This is a genomic window from Rhodococcus sp. LMD (assembly GCF_056108245.1).
The window spans coordinates 1,030,702-1,054,905 of the sequence record NZ_CM148557.1 but is presented as its reverse complement, the minus strand read 5'-3'; the positions used below and the strand labels follow the sequence as shown (position 1 = coordinate 1,054,905).

Genomic DNA, 24,204 nt, shown 5'->3' with positions numbered 1-24,204 from the left:
CGTGCCGGTGTCTAGCCCACCGAGAGCTCGAGCTCGTCGTCGGCCACGTCGACGCGGATCTGACCGCCCTCGACGAGCACGTCGTCGAGCAGCAGATCGGCGATGCGGTCGTCCACCGCGCGCTGGATGGACCGGCGCAGCGGCCGCGCCCCGAACTCGGGCTGATGCCCGTGCTCGGCGATCCAGTCGACGGCGGCCTCGGTGAACTCGACCTCGATGCCCTTGGCCTGCAGACGCTTGCGGCTGTCGTTCAGCAGCAGATCGGTGATCCGGTGCAGCTGCTCGGTGTCGAGCTTGCGGAAGATCACGATCTCGTCGATGCGGTTGAGGAACTCGGGCCGCATCGACTCGCGCAGCCGGCCCATCACCCGGTCCCGCAGCGGCTTCTCCGCCGCCTCGGCATCGCCGGTGCTGAAGCCCAGCGCCCCGCCGCGGCTCGAGATGATGTCCGAGCCGAGGTTGCTGGTCATGATCACCACCGTGTTGGTGAAGTCGACCGTGCGTCCCTGACCGTCGGTGAGCCGGCCGTCGTCGAGCACCTGCAGCAGGGTGTTGAACACGTCCGGGTGCGCCTTCTCGATCTCGTCGAGCAGCACCACCGAGTAGGGGTTGCGCCGCACCTGCTCGGTGAGCTGGCCGGCTTCGCCGTAGCCGACGTAGCCGGGGGGCGCTCCCACGAGACGGCTGACGGTGTGCCGCTCGCCGAACTCGCTCATGTCCACCCGCAGCATCTTGCGTTCGTCGCCGAACAGCACCTCCGCCAGCGCCTTCGCCAGCTCGGTCTTGCCCACGCCGGTGGGTCCGAGGAACAGGAAGCTGCCGACCGGCCGGTGCGGGTCGCTCATGCCGGCGCGGCTGCGTCGCACGGCCCGGGCCACGGCCCGGACGGCTTCGTCCTGCCCGACGACCCGCCGGTGCAGTTCGTCCTCGAGGCCGCGCAGCCGCTCCTTCTCGGCCTGGGTCATCCGCGTCGCGGGGATGCCGGTGGCGCGGGAGACGACCTCGGCGATCAGTTCGGCGGTCACCTCGGGCACCTCGGTGTCGGCGGGCGCCCCGGCGTCGAGACGGGCCTGCACCTCGGTGATCTGGTCGCGCAGTCGCGAGGCCTGCTCGTAGCGTTCCTCGGCGACGGCACGGTCCTTGTCGGCTTCGAGCCGGGACAGCTGCTCGCGCAGCGCCGTCTCGTCGACGCGCGGGCTGCGCAGCCGCAGCCGGGCACCGGCCTGGTCGATCAGGTCGATCGCCTTGTCCGGCAGGTGCCGGTCCGGCAGGTACCGCACCGACAGGTCGACGGCGGCGTCGAGCGCGTCGTCGGTGTATCGCACGCCGTGGTGTTCGGCGTACCGGTCCCGGAGGCCGCGCAGGATCGCGACCGCGTCGTCGTGGCCGGGTTCGCCGACGGTGACGGGCTGGAAGCGCCGCTCGAGCGCCGGATCCTTCTCGATGTGCTTGCGGTACTCGTCGAGCGTGGTGGCGCCGACGATGTGCAGTTCCCCGCGGGCGAGCTTGGGCTTGAGGATGTTTCCGGCATCCATCGCGCCCTCGTTGCCGCCGCCCGCGCCGACGACGGTGTGGATTTCGTCGACGAAGACGATCAGCTCGTCCGAGTGCGCGGTGATCTCGTCGAGCACCTTGGTCAGCCGCTCCTCGAAGTCGCCGCGGTACCGCGTACCGGCGACCATGCCGGTCAGGTCGAGCTGCACGATCCGCTTGCCGCGCAGGCTGTCCGGGACGTCGCCGTCGACGACGCGCTGGGCGAGGCCCTCGACGATCGCGGTCTTGCCGACCCCGGCCTCGCCGACCAGCACCGGGTTGTTCTTGGTGCGGCGGGAGAGGATCTCGACGGTCTGCTCGATTTCGTCGGCACGGCCGATGACGGGGTCGATGCCGCCGCCGCGGGCCCGCTCGGTCAGGTCGACACCGAACTTGTCCAGGGTGGGGGTGGCGGACTGCTCCTGCGTCGCCTCGGTCGCCGCACCGGGTTGCAGCGCGGCCTGGAGCGACTGCGCGGTGATCCCGGCCGAGACGAGCAGGCCCCCGACCCCGTGCTCCTGGTCGGCGGCGAGAGCCACGAACAGATGCTGCGGTTCGATGTAGGTCGCGCCGAGGGCACGGGTGAGCTGGTGCGCCTCGAGCAGCACCGTCTTGATCGCGCCGGTGAGGGCGGGTGCGGTGACCGCGCTGCGGCCCTGTTCCTGCGGGAGTCGCTGCTCCACCGCAGCCAGGACCTCGGCGGGATCGGCTCCGGCGCGGGTCATGACCGACCGGACCGGGTCCTGCTCCGCCATCACGTGCAGGACGTGGAGCGCGTCGAGGTCCGTGTCACCGCGTTCGGCGGCGAATCGGGCCGCGGCGGCCATGAGTTCCTGGGTGCCACGGCTCAGGTAGCGGGTGATGTCGATACGCCCAGGGCCACCAGGCCCGAAGAATGCCGGCATTCCGAAGCCTTTCTCTCGGACTTGAGTCTTTCTCACTCAACTAACGTGGCGGGCCGCCTGTCAATTCCACTCGGAGCGTGAGGTGCGTCACGTCGGAGCCCCGCCGATTTCAGTTGTGCACAACATAGCGGTGCGCTACTTTATTTCTCGTGTCCGATGATCTCGCGCTCGACCGGCAGGTCTGCTTCGCGCTCTACTCCGCCTCCCGGGCCACCACCGCCGCCTACCGCGGCATGCTCGACCGGCTCGGCGTCACCTACCCGCAGTACCTCGTGCTGCTGGCCCTGTGGGAACGCGACGGTCGCGGGGTGCGCGAGCTGTGCGACGCCCTGCACCTCGACACCGGCACCCTCTCGCCGCTCCTCAAGCGGCTCGAGGCCGCCGGTCTCGTCGAACGCCGCCGGCAGAGCACGGACGAGCGCCGCGTGCGCATCCACCTCACCGACGCCGGGAGCGCGCTGCGCTCACAGGCAGAGGACATTCCGGCGCGGCTGGCCTGCGCCATCGGTCTCGACACCGGCGAACTCGCCGGCCTGCGCGACACGCTCCACCGCCTGACCGCCGCCCTGCACGGCATCACCGACGACACACACCGCCGGGCCGACTGACCCACACCACCGACAGGAGAAACACATGCACGTGCTCTACACCGCCGAAGCCCTCGCCACCGGGGAGGGCCGCAACGGCCGCGCCCGCACCTCGGACGGCAAGGTCGACGTGAACCTGTCCGTCCCCACCGAGATGGGTGGCGACGGCAAGGGCACCAACCCCGAACAGCTCTTTGCCGCCGGGTACGCGGCGTGCTTCCACTCGGCGCTGCAGCTCGTCGCCCGGCAGGACAAGGCCGACGTCGCCGACTCGGCGGTCGGGGCACGCGTGGGCATCGGCCGCACCGACGGCGGCGGCTTCGGCCTGAAGGTCACCCTCGAGGTGTCCCTCCCCCACGTGCCGCGCGCCCAGGCCCTCGAACTGACCGACAAGGCCCACCAAGTGTGCCCGTACTCGAACGCCACCCGCGGCAACATCGAGGTCGAGCTCGAGGTCACCGAGGACTGACACCCGCGCGGCCCACCGTCGGGCGCGCGTAGCGTGGAGTGCGTGTGCAGGCAGGACGGGCCGCGGCTCGCGCAGTTCACCGCGGGACTCGGATTCACCCTCGACGACTTCCAGGTCCGCGCCTGCCGCGCCCTCGACGAGGATCGGGACGTGCTCGTGTGCGCTCCCACCGGAGCCGGCAAGACGGTCGTCGGCGAGTTCGCCGTCCACCTCGCGCGCGCCGCAGGCGGCAAGTGCTTCTACACCACCCCGATCAAGGCCCTGAGCAACCAGAAGTACGCCGATCTGGTCGCGCGGCTCGGGGACGAGCAGGTGGGGCTGCTCACGGGCGACGTCTCCCTCGACCCGCACGCACCCGTCGTGGTGATGACCACCGAGGTGCTGCGCAGCATGCTGCACGGCCGCTCGCCCCTGCTCGACGGGCTCACCCACGTCGTGATGGACGAGGTGCACTTCCTCGCCGACCGTGAACGCGGGGCGGTGTGGGAGGAGGCCATCCTCTACCTCCCCGCCCCCGTGCGGCTGGTGAGCCTGTCGGCGACGGTCAGCAACGCCGAGGAGTTCGGCGCGTGGCTGGGCCTCGTCCGCGGAGCGACCACCGTCGTCGTCGAGGAGACCCGGCCGGTGCCGCTGCACCAGCACGTGCTCGCCGGTGGACGGCTGTTCGACCTGTTCTCCCCCACCACCGGGGCGATCGACGAGAATCTCGTGCGGTACGTCGCGCACCGCCAGCTCGTCGACGCCGCCCCCGCGGTTCCGTCCCGGCGCCGGCGTCGCCGCTCCGCCACACCCGGCCCGGCCGGCGTCGACCGGCCCGAACTCGTGGCGCGGCTCGAAGCCGAGTCGCTGCTGCCGGCGATCTGGTTCCGCTTCAGCCGCAGCGGCTGCGACGAGGCCGTCGCCGAATGCCTGCGTTCGTCGTTGCGGCTCACCGAGGCCGCCGACGTCACCCGCATCCGCCGCATCGTCGATCGGCACACGGCCGGGGTCTCCCCCGCCGACCTCGATGCGCTCGGATTCGCCGACTGGCTCGACGGACTCGAGCGTGGCTTCGCCGCCCACCACGCGGGCATGGTGCCGGTCTTCCGGCACGCCGTGGAGGAACTGTTCGGCCTCGGCCTCGTCCGGATCGTCTTCGCCACGGAGACCCTCGCCGTGGGCGTCAACATGCCTGCCCGGACCGTCGTGCTCGAACGCCTCGTCAAGCACACCGCCGCCGGACCGGTCCGGCTCACCGCCGGCGAGTACACCCAGTTGACGGGACGGGCCGGTCGTCGCGGCGTCGACCGGGAGGGTCACGCGGTCGTGCTGTGGAGTCCGGAGGTGCAGCCGGCCACCGTCGCCGGACTCGCCTCCACCCGCACCTATCCGCTGAACAGCTCGCTGCGGGTGGGCTACAACACGGCCGTCAACCTCGTCGACAGGCTCGGGGTCGCCGGAGCCCGGGACCTGCTCGGACGGTCCTTCGCCCAGTTCCAGGCGGAGCATTCGGTGGCCGCGCTCGCCTCCGCCGCGACGACGAACGCCGCGACGCTGCGTCTGCTCGACGCCGAACTCGGGGACGCCGAGGGTTTCGCCGAGTACCAGCAGTTGCGGGAGCGGTTGGCCGTCGCGCGTACCACCGGAACCGCCGACGCGGTGACCGCGCTCGCGCGGGCCGTGCGTTCGCACCCCGGTCACCGGTACCCCGATCGGGAACGCCTGATCGCCGTCGCCGAGCGCCGGCGGGCACTGGCCGCCGACACCGAGGTGCTGCGCGGACAGGTCGCCGCCGCCACCGGTCGGCTGGTGGGCACATTCGACCGAGTCCTCGGCCTGCTCGACGAACGCGGATACCTGCTGTCCGATCCGTATTCCGGCGAGGCGGTGGTCACCGACCACGGCCGGATCCTGGGCCGGATCTATTGCGGCAGCGACCTTCTCGTCGCCGAGTGTCTGCGGACCGGCGTGTGGGCGGGCCTGGATCCGGCGGAGCTGGCCGCCGTCGTGTCGAGCGTGCTCGGCGAAGCGCGCCGTCCGGCTCCCGGCGGCGGGGCCCTCACGGCCGGCGTCGACGCCGCCTACCGCGCGACGGTCCGGCTGTGGCGGGAGGTGTCGGACGCCGAGCGCCGGCACGGCCTGCCCGCGGGCCCCGAACCGGATCCGGTGGCGATGCGGGCGATCCACCGGTGGGCCCGGGGCGACGGGGTGCCCGCGGCCCTGCGCGAGGCCGCGGAGTCGGATCTGTCGGCCGGCGATCTCGTCCGTCGCTATCTGCGCACCCTGGACCTGCTCGGGCAGATCGGCAGGGGCGGGCACCCCGTCGAGCCCGCCGGCTTCACCGCGGCCGGGTACCCACAGCGCTCTCCAGTTCGCTGAGTGCGCCCTCGAGGAGTTCGACCAGCCGGTCGAGGGCGGGCACGGCATGACGGTCGCCGACCACCCCGAGATCGAGCCGGCCGTCGTTCCCCGTGAGGGTGATGCTCAGCGCCTGTCCGTTCAGCACCGCAGGCACGGGGTAGATGCCGGTCAGCCGCGCACCGTTCCAGTAACGGGTGCGCGCGGGCCCGGGAAGATACGAGATCAGCACGTTGAACGGCGGCGGGATCTCGTCGACGAACCGCCGCACCGGCTCGAGCGCGAGCGGGCTCAGCGACAGCGCGCTGAGCATCAGGAACTGGGTTCCGCTGAGCGCGGTGACCACCCGGTCGGTGTGGACGAGCGAGTCGGCGATCCGGGCGAGCCGCACCGCGGGATCGGGTTCGTCGGTGGCCAGGCCGATCACCATCGCTCCCACGCCGGGCTCACGACCGCCGGGACCGACCGCGGCCCCACCGAGGTTCATCGGCACCGGGAGCATCGCGGTCAGCGGTGACTCCGGGAGCGCGTACCGCTCGGACAGATAGGCGCGCAAGCCGCCGGCGCACATCGTGAGCGCGACGGCGTCGATCGTGGTGCCGGACGCGGTCGCGACCGCGTGGAGCCGCTCGATCTGCCAGGAACGCGCCGCGAAGGTCCGGCCCCGGCCCACCGCGACGTTGAAGATCGTGGGCGGTGTCTGCCACGGCAGCGCCACCCGGTGCCGGCGCACGCCGTCGGTGACCAGCCTGCCGATCTCCGGGGTCATCGCGAACACTTCCGTGCCCGCCCGCAGTCCGGCGCGCAGCCACGACGTGGGCAGTGTCGACAGCCGAGCCCGGGGGGCGACCACCTCCGGGCTCCACGGGGCGGGACAGTCGCGGGCCTCGGGGTCGGTGGACATGCTCCGGTGCAGCAGGCGCAGGCCGGCCGGACCGTCGGCGAGGGACAGATGGATCTTCGCGTACATCGCGGTGCGCCCGTCGTCGAGTCCCTCGATGACGTATACCTCCCACATCGGGCGGAGCGGGTCGAGTGGGGACCCGTGGATCCGGGAGACGAGGGCCAGCAGGTCGGTCATCGAACCCGAGCCGGGAACGGCGGTGTGGCGCACGTGGAATCCCAGGTCGACGTTCTCGGGACGCGACCACAACGGGTAACCGGCTCCGCGCAGGGTCCGGACGGGACGCCGCCGTAGCGGGTCCGCCACCTCGTCGTGGGTGAGCAGGATCTCGTACATGCGGCGGGCGTGATCGCCCCCGGCCTCCGGCGGCGGTTCGAACAATACGAGAGCACCGAGGTGCAGTGGACGCGACGGAGTTTCGAGCAGTACGAACAGCGCCTCGGGAAGGCTCATCACCTGCATTCCCCCATCGTGGCGCCGAAACGTCCCGCGTGTGCGGTAACCCTGCCATCTCCGCACAAGAGGCGCACGTGCTGCGCCGGACGCCGTGACGTCTCCGCATCGTCCCGGACTACCCCTCGTCCAATCCCGGACGACGCGGAGACGTCGAGGCCGGGCTCCCGGATCCGGCCTGCGACGACGCTATCAACAAACCGGTCGAACGGTATCTGTTTTGCTCGACTTTGACCGCGCTTCCGTCGACGGGCGGGTTTCGACCGGGGGGTGCGCGGCTATAGCCCTTGTACGCGCACCGCCCCACGAGTGCTCTCCCCGCGCGGCCGGCGGCACGCGAACCGCCGAGCGACAGCAAGGAGCGCGGATCATGACCATCCAATCCGGAGGCGGAGGCGGCGGCACGATGGCGAGGCCGAACTCGTCCGGCCTCGCCGACGTCATCGACACCATTCTCGACAAGGGCCTCGTCATCGACGCATTCGTCCGCGTCTCGCTCGTGGGCATCGAGATCATCACCATCGACGCCCGGGTGGTGGTGGCGAGCGTGGACACCTACCTGCGTTTCGCCGAGGCGGTCAACAGGCTCGAGATCTCCACCACCGAGCCGAAAGGCCTGACGGACATCGTCGGCGGCCCGGCCGGGAAACTCACCGAGAAGGCCGCCGCGCACAAGACGAGAGGTGCCCTGGACTCCGCGGGCGAACGGGTCAGCGGCCTGCTCGCCGGCGGTCAGGACGAACGCGAGGCGGCGCCACGCCGGTCCCGGGACGGGTGACGTTCGTCGGCGGCGGCCGGTGGCACGAGCCGACGGCGGGAGCCCGAATTCCGGTCATCTCTACCCGGTTCCCCGGCGACCCGGAGCGGGTCTAGTCTCCTCCGGGTGAGAACACCCGCCGGCGCATCCGCGCCGTCCCTGCTGCGGCGACTGGCAGCGCGGGCGACCCTGACCCCGGTCAGGGTCGTGGCGCTGAGCTTCGCCGCGGCGATCGCCGTCGGCACGGCCGCGCTCCTCACCCCCGCGGCGCGCCGGCCCGACGCCACGGCCTCCGTCGTCGACGCCCTGTTCACCGCCACCTCGGCGATGTGCCTGACCGGGCTGGTCGTCGTCGACACGCCCACCCACTGGTCCGGTTTCGGCCAGGGCGTCATCCTCGCCCTGATCCAGGCCGGGGGGTTCGGGATCATGACCATGGCTTCGCTCGTGGGCCTGCTGCTCGCGAACCGGATCGGCCTCAAGGCCCGACTGAACACCGCCGCCGAGGCGCGTGCATCCGGACTCGGCGACGTCCGCTCGGTCGTCGTCGGCGTCGTGCGGATGAGCGTGCTCATCGAAGCGGTCACTGCGGTGGCGCTCGCAGCGCGGTTCGCGCTCGGCTACGAGGAACCACCCCTGCGGGCGGTGTGGCTGGGGGTGTTCCACTCCGTCTCGGCGTTCAACAACGCCGGCTTCGCCCTCTACAGCGACAACATGATCGGCTTCGCCGAAGATCCCTGGATCTGCGTGCCGCTCATGGCCGCGGTGATCCTCGGCGGAATCGGGTTCCCGGTCCTGTTCGAAGTGACCCGGCACCTACGGGGCCGCAGCACTCGATGGAGCCTGCACACCCGGCTGACCGTGACCGTCACCGCGGTGCTGCTGGTGGTGGGACCGGCGCTCGTGCTGATCCTCGAATGGACCCGCACCCTGCAGCACTACCACTTCGGCCAGAAATTGCTCGTCGCCACATTCCAGGGCGTCATGCCCCGCACGGCCGGGTTCAACAGCGTCGACTACGCGCAGGTGGACGACGCGACGCTGCTCGTGACCGACGTGCTGATGTTCATCGGCGGCGGCAGCGGCGGCACCGCAGGCGGGATCAAGGTGACCACCTTCGTGCTGCTGCTGTTCGTCATCGCGGCCGAGGCCCGTGGTGAGCGTTCGGTGACCGTGTTCGACCGGCGCATCGACACCCGGGTGCAGCGCCAGGCGCTGTCGGTAGCGTTGATCGGCGTCGGTCTGGTGGCGGTGCCGACCATCGTCCTGCTCGCCGGCACCGGATTCGATCTCGACGTGCTGCTGTTCGAGGTCACCTCCGCGTTCGCCACGGTCGGGCTGTCCACGGGAATCACCGCTCAGCTTCCGGCCTGGGGACAGCTCGTCCTGGTACTGCTGATGTACCTCGGCCGGATCGGCTCGATCACCCTGGTCAGCGCCCTCGCCGCCCGCGAACGCGGACGGCGCTACGAACTTCCCACCGAAAGGCCCTTCATTGGCTAGGAAACCTGCCTCCGACGTCGTGGTCGTGCTCGGACTCGGCCGCTTCGGCAAATCACTGGCGCTGGAGTTGATGGCCCAGGGCACGGAAGTGCTCGGCATCGACTCGAGCGAGGCGGTCGTGCAGAAGGTCGCCCACCGCCTCACCCATGCCGTGGTCGCCGACACCACCGACGAGGAATCGCTGCGGCAACTGTCGGTGCACGAGTACGGGCGCGCCGTCGTGGGCATCGGTTCCGACCTCGAGGCCAGCCTGCTGACGGCCTCGGCGTTGATCAACATGGCGGTGCCGAACGTGTGGGCCAAGGCCATCAGCAACGCGCACGCGAAGATCCTCAGCCAGATCGGCGTGCACCACGTCGTCCGGCCCGAACACGACATGGGCAAGCGCGTCGCCCACCTGGTCCGCGGCCGGATGATGGACTACATCGAGTTCGACGACGGTTTCGCGATGGTCAAGACCACCCCGCCCGCATTCGCGATCGGCCGGCGTCTCGGCGACACCGCCGTCCGCTCCGATTTCGGTGTCACCGTCGTGGCGATCAAACGCCCCGGCGAAGGCTTCACCTACGCCACCGCCGACACCGTGCTCGCTCCGGGCGACACCATCATCGTCTCCGGCCAGGTCCGCAACACCGAGCGCTTCAGCGAACTGACCTGACGGCCGTCGGAACGACGTAGGCTGCTGACGATGTCTCCGACAGCGCACCAGGCGCCCCCGGGCCCCCGGCCGGGCCGCGGCACCGAACGAAGCCGGCCGTGCCCGGTAGCACGCTCCGGGCCCGGTTCAGCCGCTCCGACACCCTGACCGAGCGACCCGATTTCACACTGGTGGGCATCCTGCGGGTGCCGCAGTTGCAGACCAGTCCGGGCCGCGCGATCGTGCGCCGAATCGGGTACGCCCTGATCGCCCTGACCCTGGTGGTGCTCGTCGTCTACCTGGACCGCGACGGCTACTCCGACAACCAGGACAACGAGCTGTCGCTGCTGGACTGCATCTACTACGCGACAGTATCGCTCTCGACCACCGGCTACGGCGACATCACTCCCATCACGCCCGCGGCCCGTCTGGTCAACGTCCTGGTCATCACCCCGCTTCGGATCTTCTTCCTCATCATCCTGGTCGGCACCACCCTCTCCGCCCTGACCGAGAGTTCCCGGCAAACCTTCCGCATCCAACGCTGGCGACACGGGGTGCGCAACCACACTGTGGTCGTCGGCTACGGCACCAAGGGCCGCACCGCGGTCGATGCGATGCTCGGCGACGGCGCCGCGCCCTCGGACATCGTCGTCGTCGACACCGACCCGGTGGTGCTCGACGCCGCCAACGGCCGGGGCCTGGTCACCGTGCAGGGCTCGGCGACCAAATCGGATGTGCTGCGTCTGGCCGGGGTGCCGCACTGCAACTCGATCGTCGTCGCCGCCAACCGCGACGACTCCGCTGTACTCGTCACCCTCACCGCCCGCGAACTCGCCCCCGCCGCCAAGATCGTCGTGGCCATCCGCGAATCGGAGAACACCCACCTGCTGCGCCAGTCGGGCGCCGACACGGTGGTGATCTCGTCCGAGACGGCGGGCCGGTTGCTCGGAGCCGCCACCATCACCCCGAACGTCGTGGAAATGATCGAGGATCTGCTCACTCCGGAGGAAGGCTTCGCGATCGCCGAACGCGACGTCGAAGCCGACGAGGTCGGCGACTCACCGCGGCACCTGCCGGATATCGTCCTGGGCATCGAACGCAACGGCCGCCTGCTGCGTGTCGGGTCCCCGGAGGTGGAGACGGTCATGACCGGCGACCGGTTGCTCTACATCCGGCGCGTCTCGGACTGACGTGCTGCCGCTATCCGGCGGGCGCGCACAGCTTCGCCGACAGCTCCCAGAGCCCACGGGCGACAGCCTCGTCGTGCGAGCGGGAGTTGGATTCGACACGCTCGGGACTGCCGCGCATCTCGAACAGTCCGCCCGGCCCGTAGTACCCGCCGGGTTCGACGCCGGGCGCGGTGGCCGCATACAGCAGTGGTAGCGCGCCGGTCTGGGCGGACTGCCCCACCAGCTTGTTCGCCACGCCCAGGAACAGGTCCTGGATCGACTCGGTGTGCGACTGCAGGTTCGTCGACGAGTACCCCGGGTGGGCGGCCACCGCCACGACCGCGGACCGCCGCTCGGTGAGCCTGCGCTGCAGCTCCTGGGTGAACAGCAGGTTGGCCAGCTTCGACTGCCCGTACGCCAGCCACCGGTCGTAGCGGCGGTACACCCAGTTCAGGTCGTCGAGGTCGATGCGACCGATCCGGTGCATGGTGCTCGACATCGTCACCACGCGGTCCGTGACGCGGTCGAGGAGCAGGTCGGTGAGGGCGAAGTGGCCGAGGTGGTTGGTCCCGATCTGCATCTCGAATCCGTCGACGGTGCGACGCAGCGGCACCGCCATCACACCTGCGTTGTTGACCAGCACGTCGACCTCGTCGATACCCGCTGCGAACTCCCGCACCGACGCCAGGTCGGCCAGATCGAGGCGCCGGACCTGCGCGGCGGGCCCGATCTCCCGGGCGACGGCCTCGCCCGCGGCCACGTTCCGGCACGCCAGCACCACCCGCGCCCCCGCGGCCCCGAGGGCACGGGCGGCCACCGCGCCCAGCCCGCTGTTCGCGCCGGTCACCACGAAGGTGCGGCCGTCCTGCTTCGGGATGTCGCGTGTGGTCCAAGCCGTCATGTCGGCCACCCTACGGTGAGCGGACTACGCGGGGGAAGGAACGCGTCCCGGGTCGGCGCCCCGGCCGGACGCAGCGCGGCGCCCCCGGGACCGTGACCTTCCACCCCGACGGGTCACGACATCACGGCGTCCCCGTCGACGCCGCAGGCCGGCGCCGTTCGCTACAGGCGCGTTCGCTACAGGTCGAACCGCACGCCCGTGAGCTGCTCCGACAGCTCCCACAGTCGCCGGGCGGTCTCCGGATCCGCGGCGTGTCGGCTGTAGGCGGCCACGGTCGGCGGGCCGTACAACTCGAAGAAGCGGTCCGGTCCGATGTAGCCGCCGGTCACCTCCGGATCGGTGGCGGCGACCACGACGGATTCCGCACCCTCGGCGGGGGTGCGTCCGAGCACCTTCTTCCCGAGTCGGAACAGCTGGTCGAACCACGTCCCGGTGTGCGTGCCGACCTCGGTGGCCGCGTACCCCGGGTGCGCGGCCACGGCCTTCAGCGGCGAGCCGGCGGCCGCCAGCCGCCGGCCGAGTTCGAGGCTGAACATCAGGTTCGCCAGCTTGGACTCCGCGTACGCCAGGGAACGGCTGTAGTGCCGCCGGCGCTCCCAGTTCAGGTCGTCGAGGTGGATCCGGCCGAACCGGTGACTCGTGCTCGAGACCGTCACCACCCGATCGGTGAGCCGATCGAGCAGCAGCCCGGTCAGCGCGAAGTGCCCGAGGTGGTTGGTGCCCATCTGCATCTCGAAACCGTCCGCCGTGCGGCTCAGCGGCACGGCCATCACGCCCGCGTTGTTGACGAGCACGTCGGCGGTCTCGATGCCCGCCGCGAACTCCCGCACCGACGCCAGGTCGGCGAGATCGAGCCGTCGCACCTGCGCACGGGGACCGATCTCCGCCGCGACCGCTTCACCTCGGGCGACGTTCCGGCACGCAAGCACCACGTCGGCACCGGCGGCGCCGAGGGCCCGGGCGGTGGCCTCACCGAGGCCACTGTTCGCCCCGGTCACCACGAAGGCGCGGCCCTGCAGGACGCCCGGTGCCGGCGGGGAGAACCGTTCAGGCACCGATGGAGGACTTCATCATGGGCAGCATCGCCCACAGCTGGTCCTGCCAGTAGCCCCACGTGTGGGTACCGGCGGCCGGGAAATCGAAGTGGGCGGAGTTGATGCCCAACGTCGCCAACCGCACCTGGAACGCGCGGTTCTGCGCCAGGGCGAGCGCCTCGAGTCCCATCGCGTTGCCCGTGTTGAACACGCCGATCGCGGAGTTCGGCCGATCGTGCTGGCCGGGCAGGCCGCTGCCCGCGGAGATCCACATCGGCAGCCCCCGCATGCTGGGCGCGGCGACGAACGGATCGTTGCGCAGCCACGCCGAGTTCCACGGCGGGCCCCACATCGAGTCGGCGTTGTAGCCACCGGAGTCGAGCATCGCCAGGCGGATCGCCTCACGCATGCCCGGCGCGGACAGGTTCAGGTAACCGGACATCGAGCCGGCGAACCGGAACTGGTCCCGGTGATAGGCCGCGAGAATCAGCGCCGCGTTGCCGCCCATCGACAGACCCACGACGGCGTTGCTGGACCGGTCGATGCCGTACGTACCGGCGAGGAAGTCCGGCAGGTTCTCGGTGAGGAAGGACTCCCACTTGTAGGTGTAACGCTGACCGTTGAGGTTGCTCGGCGCATACCAGTCCGTGTAGAAGCTGGACTGGCCGCCCACCGGCATCACGACGTTGACGCCGTGGTCGGACAGCCACGCGGCGTTCGTCTCGTGCTCCCACCCGCTCACGTCGTCGGTGGCGCGCAGACCGTCGAGCAGATACATGGCCTTGTTGCTGCCGTTGTTCGCCAGCCAGATACGGACCTTGATCTGGCCGACACCGCCCGGCGCGGGCACCCAGTGCTCCCGCAGGCGGGAGTACGGGTCCGCCGACGCGGTGCCCGCGCCGGCGAAGGCCACGGCGAGCGGTAGCACGAGCGCCGCGATCAGGAATCGGACGAGCGCCCGAGCCCCCCGAGGTCCGGCCTTGGTTCTGGAAGTATGAGTCACACCAGGCTCCATCAGCACATCATGTATCAACAACAACTGGGGCCCCGACAGTTACGCAACAACACGGTAGAGGTCCACGTCGGCCCGTACGAGGCTTGCACATAATCGTTATCGAGCAAAGCCGAACCGAAAGGCAGACGCAATGAGCAGCGACCGCGGCAGGCCGCCCGTCACCGCCGGAATCGACGGCTCGGACGCCGCGAAACAGGCCGCCACCTGGGCCGCGGCCGTCGCCGAGCGGCTCGGCACGGACCTGCAGCTCGTCCACGCGCTGCCCGGCCCCCGGAATTATTTCAGTGACGCCGCGCTGCGCGCGCGGGCCGAATACAGCCAGCGTCTCGCCGAGTGGGGCCGCGAACTGCTCGACGACACCGCGGCCGAGCTGCGCCGGCAGCGCCCGCATCTCGAGGTGGTCACGACCGTCCACCCGGGCCCGGCCGATCTGGCGCTGCTCGAACACGGCGACCGCAGCCGGATGCTGGTGCTCGGCGCCACCGGCTCGGGTGCGCTCGGGTCGCTGCTCGCCGGTTCGACCGCACTGCGCGTCGCCCACCGGTCCACGTGCCCGGTCGTCCTCTGGCGGGGCGATCCGGCACCCGAACCGGGCACGGACCGCCGGCCGGTGCTGGTCGGCATCGACGGCAGCGCGGACGCCGGCCCACTGGTCACCGCTGCGTTCGACATGGCGGCGGCGCTCGGGGTCGGCGTCCTCGCCGCCCACGCGTGGGGCGCCGGCGACGTCGCGGACCGCACCGCGGCGCTGGAGCTGATCGACTGGGCGGTCGTCGAGGCCGAAGAGACGGCCTTGCTGTCCGAGTGTCTCGCCGGGCAGCGCGAGCGGTACCCGGACGTGCCGGTCACCGAGATCGTCGAGCAGATCGGCGCCCGGCACCTGCTGCTGAGACTGGCGAAACGGGCCCAGCTGAGCGTCGTCGGCAGCCACGGCCGGGGCCTGCTCGGCGGCCTGCTCCTGGGCTCGACGAGTCAGGCGCTGCTGCACCACGCGCCGTGCCCGACCATGATCTGCCGACCGGGGGTCTGACGATGCTGCGCGGATCGGTCCGGCTCGGCCGGGTCGCGGGGATAGAGATCCGGGCCCACTGGTCGCTGCTCGCGACGCTCGGGCTGCTGTCGTGGCTGCTGGCCGCGACGATCCTGCCGGCGCGGATCAGCGGTCCGAGCACCACGCAGTTCTGGATCGCGGGCGTCGCCGCGGCGCTGGGCCTGCTGGTATCGCTGCTCGCCCACGAGCTTGCGCACTCGGTGGTGGCGGGCCGCTACGGAGTGGGGGTGGACGGGATCACCCTGTGGCTGCTCGGCGGGGTGTCCGAACTGCGCGACGAGCCGCCGAGCCCGAAGGCCGATCTGCGGATCGCGCTGGCCGGGCCGCTCGCGAGCGTCGTGATCGGCATCGTGGCGCTGGCGGCGGCCTCGTTCCTCGGTCCGCCCGTCCCGGCGCTGGTGACCGCGACGATCGGCTGGCTGGGCGCGACCAACCTGGTACTCGCCGTGTTCAACCTGCTGCCGGGTGCGCCGCTGGACGGTGGGCGGGTCGTGCGGGCGGTGTTGTGGCGCCGCACCGGCGACCGGCTCGCCGCCGCGAGCGGCGCCGCCCGCGCCGGCCGCGCGGTGGGGTTGGCGCTGATCGTGCTCGGCGCCGCCGAGACGCTCGCCCTCGGCAGCGCGGGCGGCCTGTGGATGATGCTCCTCGGCTGGTTCCTGCGGACCGCAGCCAACGCCGAGCTGGCGAACGCCTCGCTGGGGCACCAGCTCGGCGACACCCGGGTCGGTGACGTCATGACGGCGTCGCCGGTGACCGCACCCGGGAGTGCGAGCGTGGCGCAGCTCCTCACCGTCGCGGCCCGCGGCACGCACCACCGGGTGTTTCCTGTGGTCGACGACGGGAACCGGCCCATCGGCGTGGTGTCGCTGGCCGACCTGACCCCCGTCCCGGAGGGCGAGCGCACGGTCGTCACCGTCGCGGACCGGGCCCGGCCGCTGCCCGCGGCGGCGCGAGTACCGGCCGACGCCTCGCTCGCCGAGGTCGCGAGCCGGGTGCTGCTGCGGCCGGGGCTCGACCTCGTGGCCGTCGTGTCGGGAGACCGCCTCGTCGGCATCGTCACGGCAACCGACCTGGTGCGGGCCTGCGATCGCAGCGCCCTCGGCCTGCCCGTCCGCCGCACTCCGCCGCCGGACGAGCAGCCCCGGCCGGAGTAGTCCCTAGCTGCGCCGGACGACGAGCAGCGGGCACGGCGTCGTGTGCAGCAGTGCCCGGCTGGTCGAGCCGAGCAGCATGCCCTCGAAGCCGCCGCGGCCGCGGCTGCCGACGACCAGCAACCGGGCGTTCTCCGCCCGTTCGAGCAGGTGGCGCACGGGCCGGTCCCGCACCACGACCCGTTCCACCTCGACGTTCGGATAGTCCTGCGCGCGTCCGGCGAGGGACTCGGCCAGCACGACGCTCTCCTGCTGGTCGACGTCGTCCCACGTCGCTCCGGGCGTGCCGGCCACCACGTCGACGAGGTCACGGTCCGACCAGGCGTGCACCGCCACCAGCGGCGCCCCGTAGCGGTCGGCGGCCTCGAAAGCGACGTCGAGGGCGTGCAGGCTCGCCCGCGAACCGTCGACGCCGACCACGACGGGACCGTCCGCACCGCGTCCGGCCTCGTCGGGGCCGGGGATCACCGCGACGGGGCAGCGTGCATGCGCGACCACCGCCGAGGTCACCGATCCGACCAGACCGCCGGTGAACTCGCCGAGCCCACGTCGGCCGAGGACGAGCATCCGTGCCCGGCCGGAGTGCCCGAGCAGCGCCTGTGCGGCCACCAGACTCGACTGCTCGGTGCGGACGGACAGGTCCGGGTGCTCCCGCTGCACGGACTCGGCGGCGGACGCCAGGTTCCGTCGCGCGGTGAAGCGCAGTTCGTCGACGAACGGCGACGAGGCGCCGATTCCGCCGGCGTTCGCGCTGGAGACGAGCAGCAGCGGCACGTCCGTGGCGGCGGCCTCGGCGGCTGCCCACTGCAGCGCGGCGCGCGCGGGCGCCGATCCGTCGATACCGACCACGATCGGCGCATCGTCCATTGCCCGCTCCTCAGTCTCGTCCCGGTTGTTCCGACACCAGTGTCGCCATACCCCGGTCGCTGCGCGGACGGTTGACGGAAACAGTTACCGTGCGGGGGTGCGCCGCGCTCCGCTGCCCGTCCGCGACGGCCTGAATCCGACCCGCCTGCGGCTGCCCGACGGCGGCTCCTGGGCGACGGTGGCGGAGTTCCTGTCGGCGCGGTTCCCCGCCGACGTCGCACGCGTGCGGGAGAAGGTCGCAGGCGGCGAGGTCGTCGACGGCGCGGGCACGGCGATCACCGAGGACACCCCGTACGCGGCGGGCCGATTCGTGTACCTGTACCGCGATCCGCCGGTCGAGGAGCGGGTGCCGTTCGAGATCGACGTGCTGCACCGCGACGAGCACCTGCTGGTGGTGGACAAGCCGCATTTCCTGGCGACGACGCCGCGCGGGTCGTGGGTGGCCGAGACCGCGCTGGTGCGGTTGCGCCGCGAACTCGACCTGCCGGAACTGAGTCCGGCGCACCGGCTCGACAGGCTGACGGCGGGCGTGCTGGTGTTCACCGTCCACGCCGGCGCGCGCCGGGCCTACCAGTCGCTCTTCGATGCGCGGCGGGTGGACAAGGAGTACGAGGCCGTCTCGCGGCACGTGCCCGGTATGCGGTTTCCGCGGGAGGTGCGCAGCCGCATCGTCAAGGAACGGGGCGTGCTGCAGGCGCGTGAGGTGCCGGGCGAGGTCAATGCCCTCAGCCGGGTCGAGCTGCTCGACACGGACGCCGGCCTGGGCCGTTACCGCCTGCTGCCACGCACCGGCAAGACGCACCAGCTGCGCGTCCACATGAATTCCCTCGGTCTGCCGATCCTCGGCGACAACCTCTACCCGAACGCATACGACGTTGCGCCCCAAGACTATTCGAACCCCCTGCAGCTGCTGGCCCGCGCGGTGGAGTTCGACGATCCGTACACAGGTCGGCGGACCCGCTTCGTCAGCGCACGAAACCTGGCAGCATGGAGGCACAGCACACCAGGACCCCGTTGATCGCGCGGGCTCACGTCTTGGAGGACCCCATGGATAACGGCATCGTTTCGCGCACCTACGACGGTCGCGTCGCCCTGCGCTTCCAGCATGCCTTCGCCCATCCCCCGGACCGCGTATGGCGGGTCATCACCGACCCCGAGTATCTGCGCGCCTGGTTCCCGGCCCGAGTGGAACTGGATCTGACCCCCGGTGCCCAGCTCGTCTTCCATGCCACCGAGCAGCAGGCCGAGCGCCTCGGGCTGCCCGCCGACCACACCGCCACGGGCACCGTCATCGCCGTGCACCCCGGACGCATTCTCGAATACATGTGGGACGCCGAGGTGCTGCACTGGGAACTGGTGCCGGACGGTTCCGGCGGCTGCTGGCTGACGCTCACGCACACCGTCGAGGACGAGGACTCTGCCTACGCACACGGTGCCGACTGGCACGCCGGATTCGAGGTCCTCGAAGCCCAGCTGGAAGGTCGCGACGTGGACTGGTCACCGGGAGATCGTGCCCGGGAACTCGCCGAGATGTACCGCAACCCGTCCGACTGACCTGCCCGCCCGGGACTATCCGGCCCCTCCGCTCCGGTCGACGAAGACCTCGTCGACCGGACGCCGCGACGTGGTCGGCAGCCCGCGGGCGCTGCGTGCCCCCAGCCGGATCACCACCTGAGGGAATCCTGCGACCTCCCCGGTCCGTGCCGTCGCCGTGCGCACGATGCCCCGGCTGGCCTCGATCTCCGTCACGTGGGTGAGCGGGCACGTCGCCAAGTGCGCCGCGGTGGCTTCGAGCAGCACCGCAGACATCGCCTCCCCGGCCCGCAGCCAGTCGATCCGTTCGTCGCTCCGGGTGCTCAGGACCGCCAGCGCCGACGCGTCCACCTTCGGCTGCACGGTGTCCAAATTCCCTGCGCCCGTGGGAAATCGACGCGCAACGTCGACGTCCCCGGCGGCTTCGTCGTCGAGCAGTGCGGATGCCGGAACGCCGGTGTCGCCGGGTTCCGCGCGACCGGTCCACCAGGCCAGCTCCTGCCGGTAGGCGTCGTCGCCCTCGCGGATCGCCGTACTCAGTTCCGACGCCCGCGCGAGATCCGAGCGGGCACCGGCGTCGAGGATCGACAGCGATGCACCCTCCCGGCGGGCGGCGTTCTCCAGGTCCACCAGGCTCTCGCGCAGGGTCGTGGGCGCCGCGAACGGCCGCCGGTCGGTGTGCCGGGCGTCGATCGCGAGGGCGAGGGCTGCGTCACGGGCGTCGACCGTGTGCGGCCGGTCGAAGTCGAGCACGGCCAGCAGGTCCGGCCGCGACGGATCCGGAAGCCGGGTCACCGTGGGGATCCACGACGCGGCGGACAGCGCCACGCGGACGTGGTGCAGCGCCGCACCGCAGCCGAGGAGCAGCTGCCGGCCGCCGGGATCGGTGCGACCGAGCATCCGCTCGGCCACGGCATACAGTTCGAGTCGTCCGCCCGTCCACTCCCAGCGCCACGGCTGGCTGTTGTGCAGGGACGGCGCCCGGCACGCCGACTCGACCGCATCGCGGATCGTGGCGACGTCCGGCCGGATCTCAGTGACCATCGCTGTCTCTCCCCCAGCCGCTCGACTCGACCGCCTGCCGCCCCACGGACTCGACGATCTGCGCCGCCCAGTTTCCGATCGCGTCCCAGTCCCGGAAGTCCCCGGTACGCCCTCCGGTCATGCGGGCGACCACGCGTTCGCCGGCACCGAGGACCTCCGGATCCAGCTTCCCGGCGAACATCCGGTGTTCCCGCGCGCCGGTGCGCTCCGACGCGTGCGACGCGTCGTACGGCCTGTTCACGGGCCGGTCCTGATCGCCGATGGGGCCCGAGGAGAACAGGAAGACCGCGCGCTCCCGCAGGGCGCCGGCATGCCGATCGACGAAGGTCTTCGCGGGGTGCAGCCAGTGCCCGAGGTAGACGGCGCTGCCGAGGACCACCGCGTCGTAGCCGTCCACGGCGTCGACCTGCTCGGGGGCGACGACGTCGACGCGCGCTCCCTTGTCGCGCAGGGCGGCCGCGAGAGCCGTGGCGATCTCCGTGGTCGAGCCGTGCCTGCTCGCCGCCGTGACCAAAATCCTCATCTGCGTCCTCCCCGGCCCAGGTTATTCGATGATCGCCCGGCGGGCACGCGGTCGGCCAGAGTCGAAGGACCCGCGCACAGGCCCCGCAGCGGCGTCCGGCGGCGGGGGCGCTGCGCCGATCGCCGGCGACAGGCACAGGGGGGCGACCGGGTGGCAGAGTGGTCTGACGGACGCCGCCGACGCGCGCGGAGAACACCAGGGAACCTGCCGGAACAGGAGTCGGACGCATGACCATGCCGCCCAGGATCGACACGGTCGAGGAATCGGAACGCAAGTACACGGTCGGGCACGGGCAGCAGCTGCCGGACCTGTCGGGCCTGCCCGGCGTCGACGCTCACCCCGAACCCGAACTGCAGCAGCTGTCCGCGCGGTACTACGACACCGACGACCTGCGGTTGCTGCGCGCCGGGATCACCCTGCGCCGCCGTGAGGGAGGGCACGACGCCGGCTGGCACACGAAGCTCCCCGCCGGCACCGACACCCGGACGGAGGTGCGCTTCCCGCTGGGCGACGACACCGACCGGCCCCCGGCCGAACTGCTCGCCCTGTTGCGCGGGGTGCGCCGTGCGCGTCCCGTCACGCTCGCGGCGGCGCTGAACACGCAGCGGTGGCGCCATCGCCTGATCGACGAGGAGGGCCGGGTCCTCGCGGAAGTCGTCGTCGACGACGTCTCGGCGACGCGGGAGGAGGGCAGCGAACCGCAGCAATGGCGCGAGATCGAGGTCGAGCTCGCGTCGGGCGGCACCGAGCTGCTCGACGCCGTCGAGGAGCGGCTGACCGAAGCCGGAATCACGCGGGCACCGAGTCCTTCCAAGTTGCATCGGGCGCTGGCCGATCTGCTGCCGGCCGAGGAGCAGGTGCCCGGTCCGGCCGGACACCTGCGCGATTACCTGCGCGGCGAGCTGCGCACCCTCGAACTCGCCGAGATCGGCGTGCGCCGGGACGCTCCGGACTCCGTCCACAGCATGCGCAAGGCCCTGCGCCGGATCCGCAGCGCGCTGCAGACGTATGCGGGAACGTTCGCGATCGACGACGGCCTGGTCGAAGAACTGCGTTGGACGGGAAGGAAACTCAGCCCCTCGCGGGACCTGGAGGTGCAGTGGGAACGCCTCGTGGGCCGCATCGCGGAGGTGCCCGTGGAGGCGCAGCGTGAGGCCATCCGCGCCCGCGTCGACGAGTACTTCTCCGCCCGGTCGGACGCGGCGCGACTCGAGGCCGTCGCCGCCCTCGACTCGGACCGTTACGCGGCTCTGCTCGAGGCGCTCGACACACTGATCGACGGGCTCGCGGCGGGGACGGTCGGGTCCGGCGCCGGCCGGGAGGCACGGCAGGTCCGCCCGAAGGATCTCGACCGCGCGCTCGCGCGTCTCGCGAAGAAGGTCTCGCGCCGGGTGCGTCACGCCGGGGAGGCCGCGACGCACGCCGAGCGGGACGAAATCGTCCATCGGGCCCGCAAGGGCGCCAAGCGGATGCGCTACGCCATCGAGGTGCTGCGGCCGCTGCACCGCAAGCGCGCCGAACGCGCCCTCGATCACTTCGACGACTTCCAGGATCTGCTCGGCGAGTTCCAGGACTCGGTGGTCGCGCGCGAGCACCTGCTCGAGATGGTGTCCGAGCAGGAGCACACCGCCGAGTCGAGCTTCGGTCTCGGGATCGTCTACCAGCGCGAACTCGAGGTCGGCGAGGAGCAGGTCGCGCACCTCGAACGTGCCTGGAAACGGGCGCGGCGAGCATCGAAACCCCTGTGGAGGTGAACCACCCGCGTCCGGGTCCTTCTCCCCTGGCCGACCACCGCCGCGAGGGGGCATGCTGAGCCCGGACGACGGAAGGAGACGCCCGTGAGCACCCACGGAGAGATGCGGGCATGGCGGGTCGACCGGCCGCGGCCCGCGGCGGAACACCCGCTGCGGCCGGTTCGGGAACCGATCCCCGAACCCGCTTCCGGGGAACTGCTGGTGCGAGTCCTCGCGTGCGGGGTGTGCCGGACCGACCTGCACGTGAGCGAGGGTGACCTGCCGGTGCACCGGCCGCACGTCGTCCCCGGCCACGAGATCGTCGGCGAGGTGGTCGGCGGCGACGTCGGCACACACCGGGTCGGCGACCGGGTGGGCATCCCGTGGCTGCGCAGTACGTGCGGCCGGTGCCGGTACTGCCTGCGCGGGGACGAGAACCTGTGCCCGAACTCCACCTACACGGGCTGGGACGCGGACGGCGGATACGCCGAATATGCCACCGTTCCTGCCGCTTTCGCCCTCCCCCTACCGTCCGGGTACTCGGACGCCGAACTCGCCCCGCTGCTGTGCGCCGGCATCATCGGCTATCGGGCTCTGGAGCGTGCCGACGTTCCGGAAGGCGGCGTGCTCGGTCTGTACGGCTTCGGCGGCAGCGCCCACCTCGCCGCGCAGGTCGCTCTGGCCCGGGGTGCGCGCGTGCACGTCATGACCCGCGGCGAGACCGCCCGGCGGCTCGCTCTGGACCTCGGTGCGGCCTCGGCTCAGGGCGCATACGACGCGCCGCCCGAGCCGTTGAACTCGGCGATCCTGTTCGCCCCCGCCGGGGAACTGGTGCCCACCGCGCTCGCCGCACTGGACGCCGGCGGCACCCTCGCGGTCGCCGGCATCCACCTCAGCGACGTGCCGCCGCTGAACTATCAGCAGCATCTGTTCCGCGAACGGCAGGTGCGCAGCGTCACGGCCAACACCCGCTCCGACGCACGCGAATTCCTCGGCTTCGCGAACGAACACCACCTGCACGTCACCACCACCGCGTACGGGCTCGACCGGGCCGACCGCGCGCTCGAGGACCTGTCCGCGGGCCGTTTCGGCGGCGCGGCGGTCCTGGTTCCGTGAAACACTCGTCCTGCGCCCCGAGCGCGGAGAACGCACCGAGAAGGAGAACGAATGAGCACACTTGCCAACCGGAATGCCGTCGTAGCGGGCGTGGACGGTTCCGCCGTCGCCACGAGTGCGGCCCGGTGGGCGGCCGCCCTCGCCGCGCGGCTGGGAGCGCCCCTGCACCTGGTGCACTCGCTGCCCAGTGAAGGGATCTTCTACAGCGAGGCCGCGGTGCTCATCCAGTCGCAGATGGTCGACCAGCTCCGGGAGGACGGCGAAGCGATCCTGGCGAGCGTCACCGACGTGATCCGCTCCGACCATCCGGATCTCGAGGTGCAGGGCTTCATGGGGCCGGGCCCCGCCGCCAACTCCCTGCTCGAGGCCGCCGAGGACGCCCGGCTCGTGGTGATGGGCGCCACCGGCGCCAACGCCGTGGAGAACTTCCTGCTCGGCTCGACCGTGCTGCGCGTGGCCAACCACGCCCCGTGCCCGGTGGTGGTGTGGCGCGGCGACACCGAACGTCCGTTGCCGGACACCCGTCCCATCGTCGTCGGCGTCGACGGCAGTGAGCTGTCGACGGCGGCGGTCGGGCACGCCTTCGAGTACGCAGCCCTGTTCGGTGTACCGCTGGTCGCGGTGCACTCGTGGATCGGCGACGCGGCACTCGGCGTCGGCACGGTCGCGACGCTCGTGGACTGGGAGGCGGTGGGCGAGTCCGAATCCGCGGTCCTGGCCGAGACTCTCGCCGGCTGGCACGAGAAGTTCCCCGACGTGGAGGTCCGCCGCGTCGTGGACCGGGGTCCCGTCGCCAAGGTGATCCTGCGGCAGCTCGAGGACGCGCAGCTCGTCGTGGTGGGCAGTCACGGTCGCAGCCAGTTCACCGGGGCGCTGCTCGGGTCGGTGAGCCAGAATCTTCTGCACAACGCGCCCTGCCCGATCATGATCAGCCGCAAGAAGTGACGACCGTCCGGTGCCGCCCGTCCCGGGGCGGCGCCGG

At 71.5% G+C, this 24,204-nt stretch carries 22 protein-coding genes; 14 read left to right on the top strand and 8 right to left on the bottom strand.

The genetic code is table 11. The annotated features are described in order from the left end of the window. Positions 1-11 precede the first annotated feature (11 nt). Positions 12-2,438, bottom strand: coding sequence for an ATP-dependent Clp protease ATP-binding subunit (locus ACWPQI_RS04885; protein WP_026137798.1), 2,427 nt, complete (start codon positions 2,436-2,438; stop codon positions 12-14). Positions 2,439-2,587: 149 nt separating this feature from the next. Here ACWPQI_RS04885 and ACWPQI_RS04880 point away from each other — a divergent pair, with 149 nt between their 5' ends. Genes ACWPQI_RS04880 through ACWPQI_RS04870 form a run of 3 tightly spaced genes read left to right on the top strand, consistent with a single transcriptional unit; the run spans position 2,588 to position 5,852 of the window. Then, positions 2,588-3,046, top strand: coding sequence for a MarR family winged helix-turn-helix transcriptional regulator (locus tag ACWPQI_RS04880; protein WP_040274127.1), 459 nt, complete (start codon positions 2,588-2,590; stop codon positions 3,044-3,046). 25 nt (positions 3,047-3,071) lie between these two features. Next, entirely contained in the window at positions 3,072-3,494 is a 423-nt protein-coding gene (locus ACWPQI_RS04875) for an organic hydroperoxide resistance protein (protein ID WP_010593941.1), read from the top strand. A 42-nt stretch (positions 3,495-3,536) separates the two neighbouring features. After that, positions 3,537-5,852, top strand: a complete 2,316-nt coding sequence (locus tag ACWPQI_RS04870) for a DEAD/DEAH box helicase (protein ID WP_304433591.1) — start codon at positions 3,537-3,539, stop codon at positions 5,850-5,852. Here the strand turns inward: ACWPQI_RS04870 and ACWPQI_RS04865 are convergent. Then, on the bottom strand, positions 5,812-7,197 hold the full coding sequence (locus ACWPQI_RS04865) for a wax ester/triacylglycerol synthase family O-acyltransferase (RefSeq protein WP_461874850.1): 1,386 nt from the start codon (positions 7,195-7,197) through the stop codon (positions 5,812-5,814). The two genes, ACWPQI_RS04870 and ACWPQI_RS04865, sit on opposite strands and share 41 nt — an antisense overlap. Before the next feature lie 361 nt (positions 7,198-7,558). Here ACWPQI_RS04865 and gvpJ point away from each other — a divergent pair, with 361 nt between their 5' ends. The 4 genes from gvpJ to ACWPQI_RS04845 all read left to right on the top strand — a co-directional run bounded on the left by gvpJ (position 7,559) and on the right by ACWPQI_RS04845 (position 11,275). After that, positions 7,559-7,966 carry a gas vesicle protein GvpJ gene (gene gvpJ, locus ACWPQI_RS04860; protein WP_010593938.1) on the top strand — a complete coding sequence of 136 codons (408 nt, stop codon included), beginning with the start codon at positions 7,559-7,561 and terminating at the stop codon, positions 7,964-7,966. Positions 7,967-8,071: 105 nt separating this feature from the next. Next, entirely contained in the window at positions 8,072-9,448 is a 1,377-nt protein-coding gene (locus ACWPQI_RS04855) for a TrkH family potassium uptake protein (RefSeq protein WP_048772382.1), read from the top strand. Between the two features lie 19 nt (positions 9,449-9,467). Then, the gene (locus tag ACWPQI_RS04850) at positions 9,468-10,106 is read left to right on the top strand and encodes a potassium channel family protein (protein ID WP_017680871.1); all 639 of its coding nucleotides are present in this window, start codon (positions 9,468-9,470) and stop codon (positions 10,104-10,106) included. Positions 10,107-10,204: 98 nt separating this feature from the next. Further along, the gene (locus ACWPQI_RS04845) at positions 10,205-11,275 is read left to right on the top strand and encodes a potassium channel family protein (RefSeq protein WP_010593935.1); all 1,071 of its coding nucleotides are present in this window, start codon (positions 10,205-10,207) and stop codon (positions 11,273-11,275) included. A gap of 10 nt (positions 11,276-11,285) precedes the next feature. On the opposite strand, the gene ACWPQI_RS04840 is transcribed toward ACWPQI_RS04845, so the two are convergent. From ACWPQI_RS04840 to ACWPQI_RS04830, 3 genes are all read right to left on the bottom strand, one after another. Further along, on the bottom strand, positions 11,286-12,155 hold the full coding sequence (locus ACWPQI_RS04840; RefSeq protein ID WP_026137799.1) for an oxidoreductase: 870 nt from the start codon (positions 12,153-12,155) through the stop codon (positions 11,286-11,288). Between the two features lie 176 nt (positions 12,156-12,331). Continuing rightward, on the bottom strand, positions 12,332-13,210 hold the full coding sequence (locus ACWPQI_RS04835; protein WP_048772385.1) for an oxidoreductase: 879 nt from the start codon (positions 13,208-13,210) through the stop codon (positions 12,332-12,334). Continuing rightward, positions 13,203-14,204, bottom strand: coding sequence for an alpha/beta hydrolase (locus ACWPQI_RS04830; RefSeq protein WP_225222242.1), 1,002 nt, complete (start codon positions 14,202-14,204; stop codon positions 13,203-13,205). Before ACWPQI_RS04830 ends, ACWPQI_RS04835 begins: the two co-directional genes overlap by 8 nt. Positions 14,205-14,334: 130 nt before the next feature. Here ACWPQI_RS04830 and ACWPQI_RS04825 point away from each other — a divergent pair, with 130 nt between their 5' ends. Further along, positions 14,335-15,234, top strand: a complete 900-nt coding sequence (locus tag ACWPQI_RS04825) for a universal stress protein (protein WP_010593930.1) — start codon at positions 14,335-14,337, stop codon at positions 15,232-15,234. After that, entirely contained in the window at positions 15,201-16,409 is a 1,209-nt protein-coding gene (locus ACWPQI_RS04820; RefSeq protein WP_017680876.1) for a site-2 protease family protein, read from the top strand. The genes ACWPQI_RS04825 and ACWPQI_RS04820 overlap by 34 nt, the downstream gene beginning before the upstream one ends. Before the next feature lie 3 nt (positions 16,410-16,412). On the opposite strand, the gene ACWPQI_RS04815 is transcribed toward ACWPQI_RS04820, so the two are convergent. Further along, positions 16,413-17,273 (bottom strand): universal stress protein, encoded by an 861-nt coding sequence (locus ACWPQI_RS04815; RefSeq protein ID WP_017680877.1) that lies wholly within the window; start codon positions 17,271-17,273, stop codon positions 16,413-16,415. A gap of 97 nt (positions 17,274-17,370) precedes the next feature. On the opposite strand from ACWPQI_RS04815, the gene ACWPQI_RS04810 reads away from it, so the two are divergent. Beyond that, on the top strand, positions 17,371-18,291 hold the full coding sequence (locus ACWPQI_RS04810) for a pseudouridine synthase (RefSeq protein ID WP_040274106.1): 921 nt from the start codon (positions 17,371-17,373) through the stop codon (positions 18,289-18,291). Positions 18,292-18,320: 29 nt separating this feature from the next. Next, complete coding sequence (locus tag ACWPQI_RS04805) at positions 18,321-18,827, top strand: SRPBCC domain-containing protein (RefSeq protein WP_003936463.1); 507 nt, start codon at positions 18,321-18,323, stop codon at positions 18,825-18,827. Between the two features lie 15 nt (positions 18,828-18,842). Here ACWPQI_RS04805 and ACWPQI_RS04800 read toward each other — a convergent pair whose 3' ends face one another. Then, positions 18,843-19,850, bottom strand: coding sequence for an Acg family FMN-binding oxidoreductase (locus ACWPQI_RS04800; RefSeq protein WP_010593924.1), 1,008 nt, complete (start codon positions 19,848-19,850; stop codon positions 18,843-18,845). Then, complete coding sequence (locus ACWPQI_RS04795) at positions 19,840-20,373, bottom strand: flavodoxin domain-containing protein (protein WP_026137801.1); 534 nt, start codon at positions 20,371-20,373, stop codon at positions 19,840-19,842. The genes ACWPQI_RS04800 and ACWPQI_RS04795 overlap by 11 nt, the downstream gene beginning before the upstream one ends. 227 nt (positions 20,374-20,600) lie before the next feature. On the opposite strand from ACWPQI_RS04795, the gene ACWPQI_RS04790 reads away from it, so the two are divergent. From ACWPQI_RS04790 to ACWPQI_RS04780, 3 genes are all read left to right on the top strand, one after another. Next, positions 20,601-22,127 (top strand): CYTH and CHAD domain-containing protein, encoded by a 1,527-nt coding sequence (locus ACWPQI_RS04790; RefSeq protein ID WP_010593922.1) that lies wholly within the window; start codon positions 20,601-20,603, stop codon positions 22,125-22,127. A 102-nt stretch (positions 22,128-22,229) separates the two neighbouring features. Next, on the top strand, positions 22,230-23,222 hold the full coding sequence (locus tag ACWPQI_RS04785; protein ID WP_026137802.1) for a zinc-binding alcohol dehydrogenase family protein: 993 nt from the start codon (positions 22,230-22,232) through the stop codon (positions 23,220-23,222). 51 nt (positions 23,223-23,273) lie between these two features. Next, complete coding sequence (locus tag ACWPQI_RS04780) at positions 23,274-24,167, top strand: universal stress protein (RefSeq protein WP_010593920.1); 894 nt, start codon at positions 23,274-23,276, stop codon at positions 24,165-24,167. Positions 24,168-24,204: the final 37 nt, after the last annotated feature.

Bases quoted from the DNA above. Each gene is read 5' to 3' on its own strand.
- ACWPQI_RS04800 (WP_010593924.1), bottom strand. From the start codon at position 19,850: ATGGTCACTGAGATCCGGCCGGACGTCGCCACGATCCGCGATGCGGTC.
- ACWPQI_RS04875 (WP_010593941.1), top strand. From the start codon at position 3,072: ATGCACGTGCTCTACACCGCCGAAGCCCTCGCCACCGGGGAGGGCCGC.
- ACWPQI_RS04795 (WP_026137801.1), bottom strand. From the start codon at position 20,373: ATGAGGATTTTGGTCACGGCGGCGAGCAGGCACGGCTCGACCACGGAG.
- gvpJ (WP_010593938.1), top strand. From the start codon at position 7,559: ATGACCATCCAATCCGGAGGCGGAGGCGGCGGCACGATGGCGAGGCCG.
- ACWPQI_RS04885 (WP_026137798.1), bottom strand. From the start codon at position 2,438: ATGCCGGCATTCTTCGGGCCTGGTGGCCCTGGGCGTATCGACATCACC.
- ACWPQI_RS04790 (WP_010593922.1), top strand. From the start codon at position 20,601: ATGACCATGCCGCCCAGGATCGACACGGTCGAGGAATCGGAACGCAAG.
- ACWPQI_RS04785 (WP_026137802.1), top strand. From the start codon at position 22,230: ATGCGGGCATGGCGGGTCGACCGGCCGCGGCCCGCGGCGGAACACCCG.
- ACWPQI_RS04815 (WP_017680877.1), bottom strand. From the start codon at position 17,273: ATGGACGATGCGCCGATCGTGGTCGGTATCGACGGATCGGCGCCCGCG.
- ACWPQI_RS04840 (WP_026137799.1), bottom strand. From the start codon at position 12,155: ATGACGGCTTGGACCACACGCGACATCCCGAAGCAGGACGGCCGCACC.
- ACWPQI_RS04805 (WP_003936463.1), top strand. From the start codon at position 18,321: ATGGATAACGGCATCGTTTCGCGCACCTACGACGGTCGCGTCGCCCTG.
- ACWPQI_RS04865 (WP_461874850.1), bottom strand. From the start codon at position 7,197: ATGCAGGTGATGAGCCTTCCCGAGGCGCTGTTCGTACTGCTCGAAACT.
- ACWPQI_RS04825 (WP_010593930.1), top strand. From the start codon at position 14,335: ATGAGCAGCGACCGCGGCAGGCCGCCCGTCACCGCCGGAATCGACGGC.
- ACWPQI_RS04780 (WP_010593920.1), top strand. From the start codon at position 23,274: ATGAGCACACTTGCCAACCGGAATGCCGTCGTAGCGGGCGTGGACGGT.
- ACWPQI_RS04830 (WP_225222242.1), bottom strand. From the start codon at position 14,204: ATGGAGCCTGGTGTGACTCATACTTCCAGAACCAAGGCCGGACCTCGG.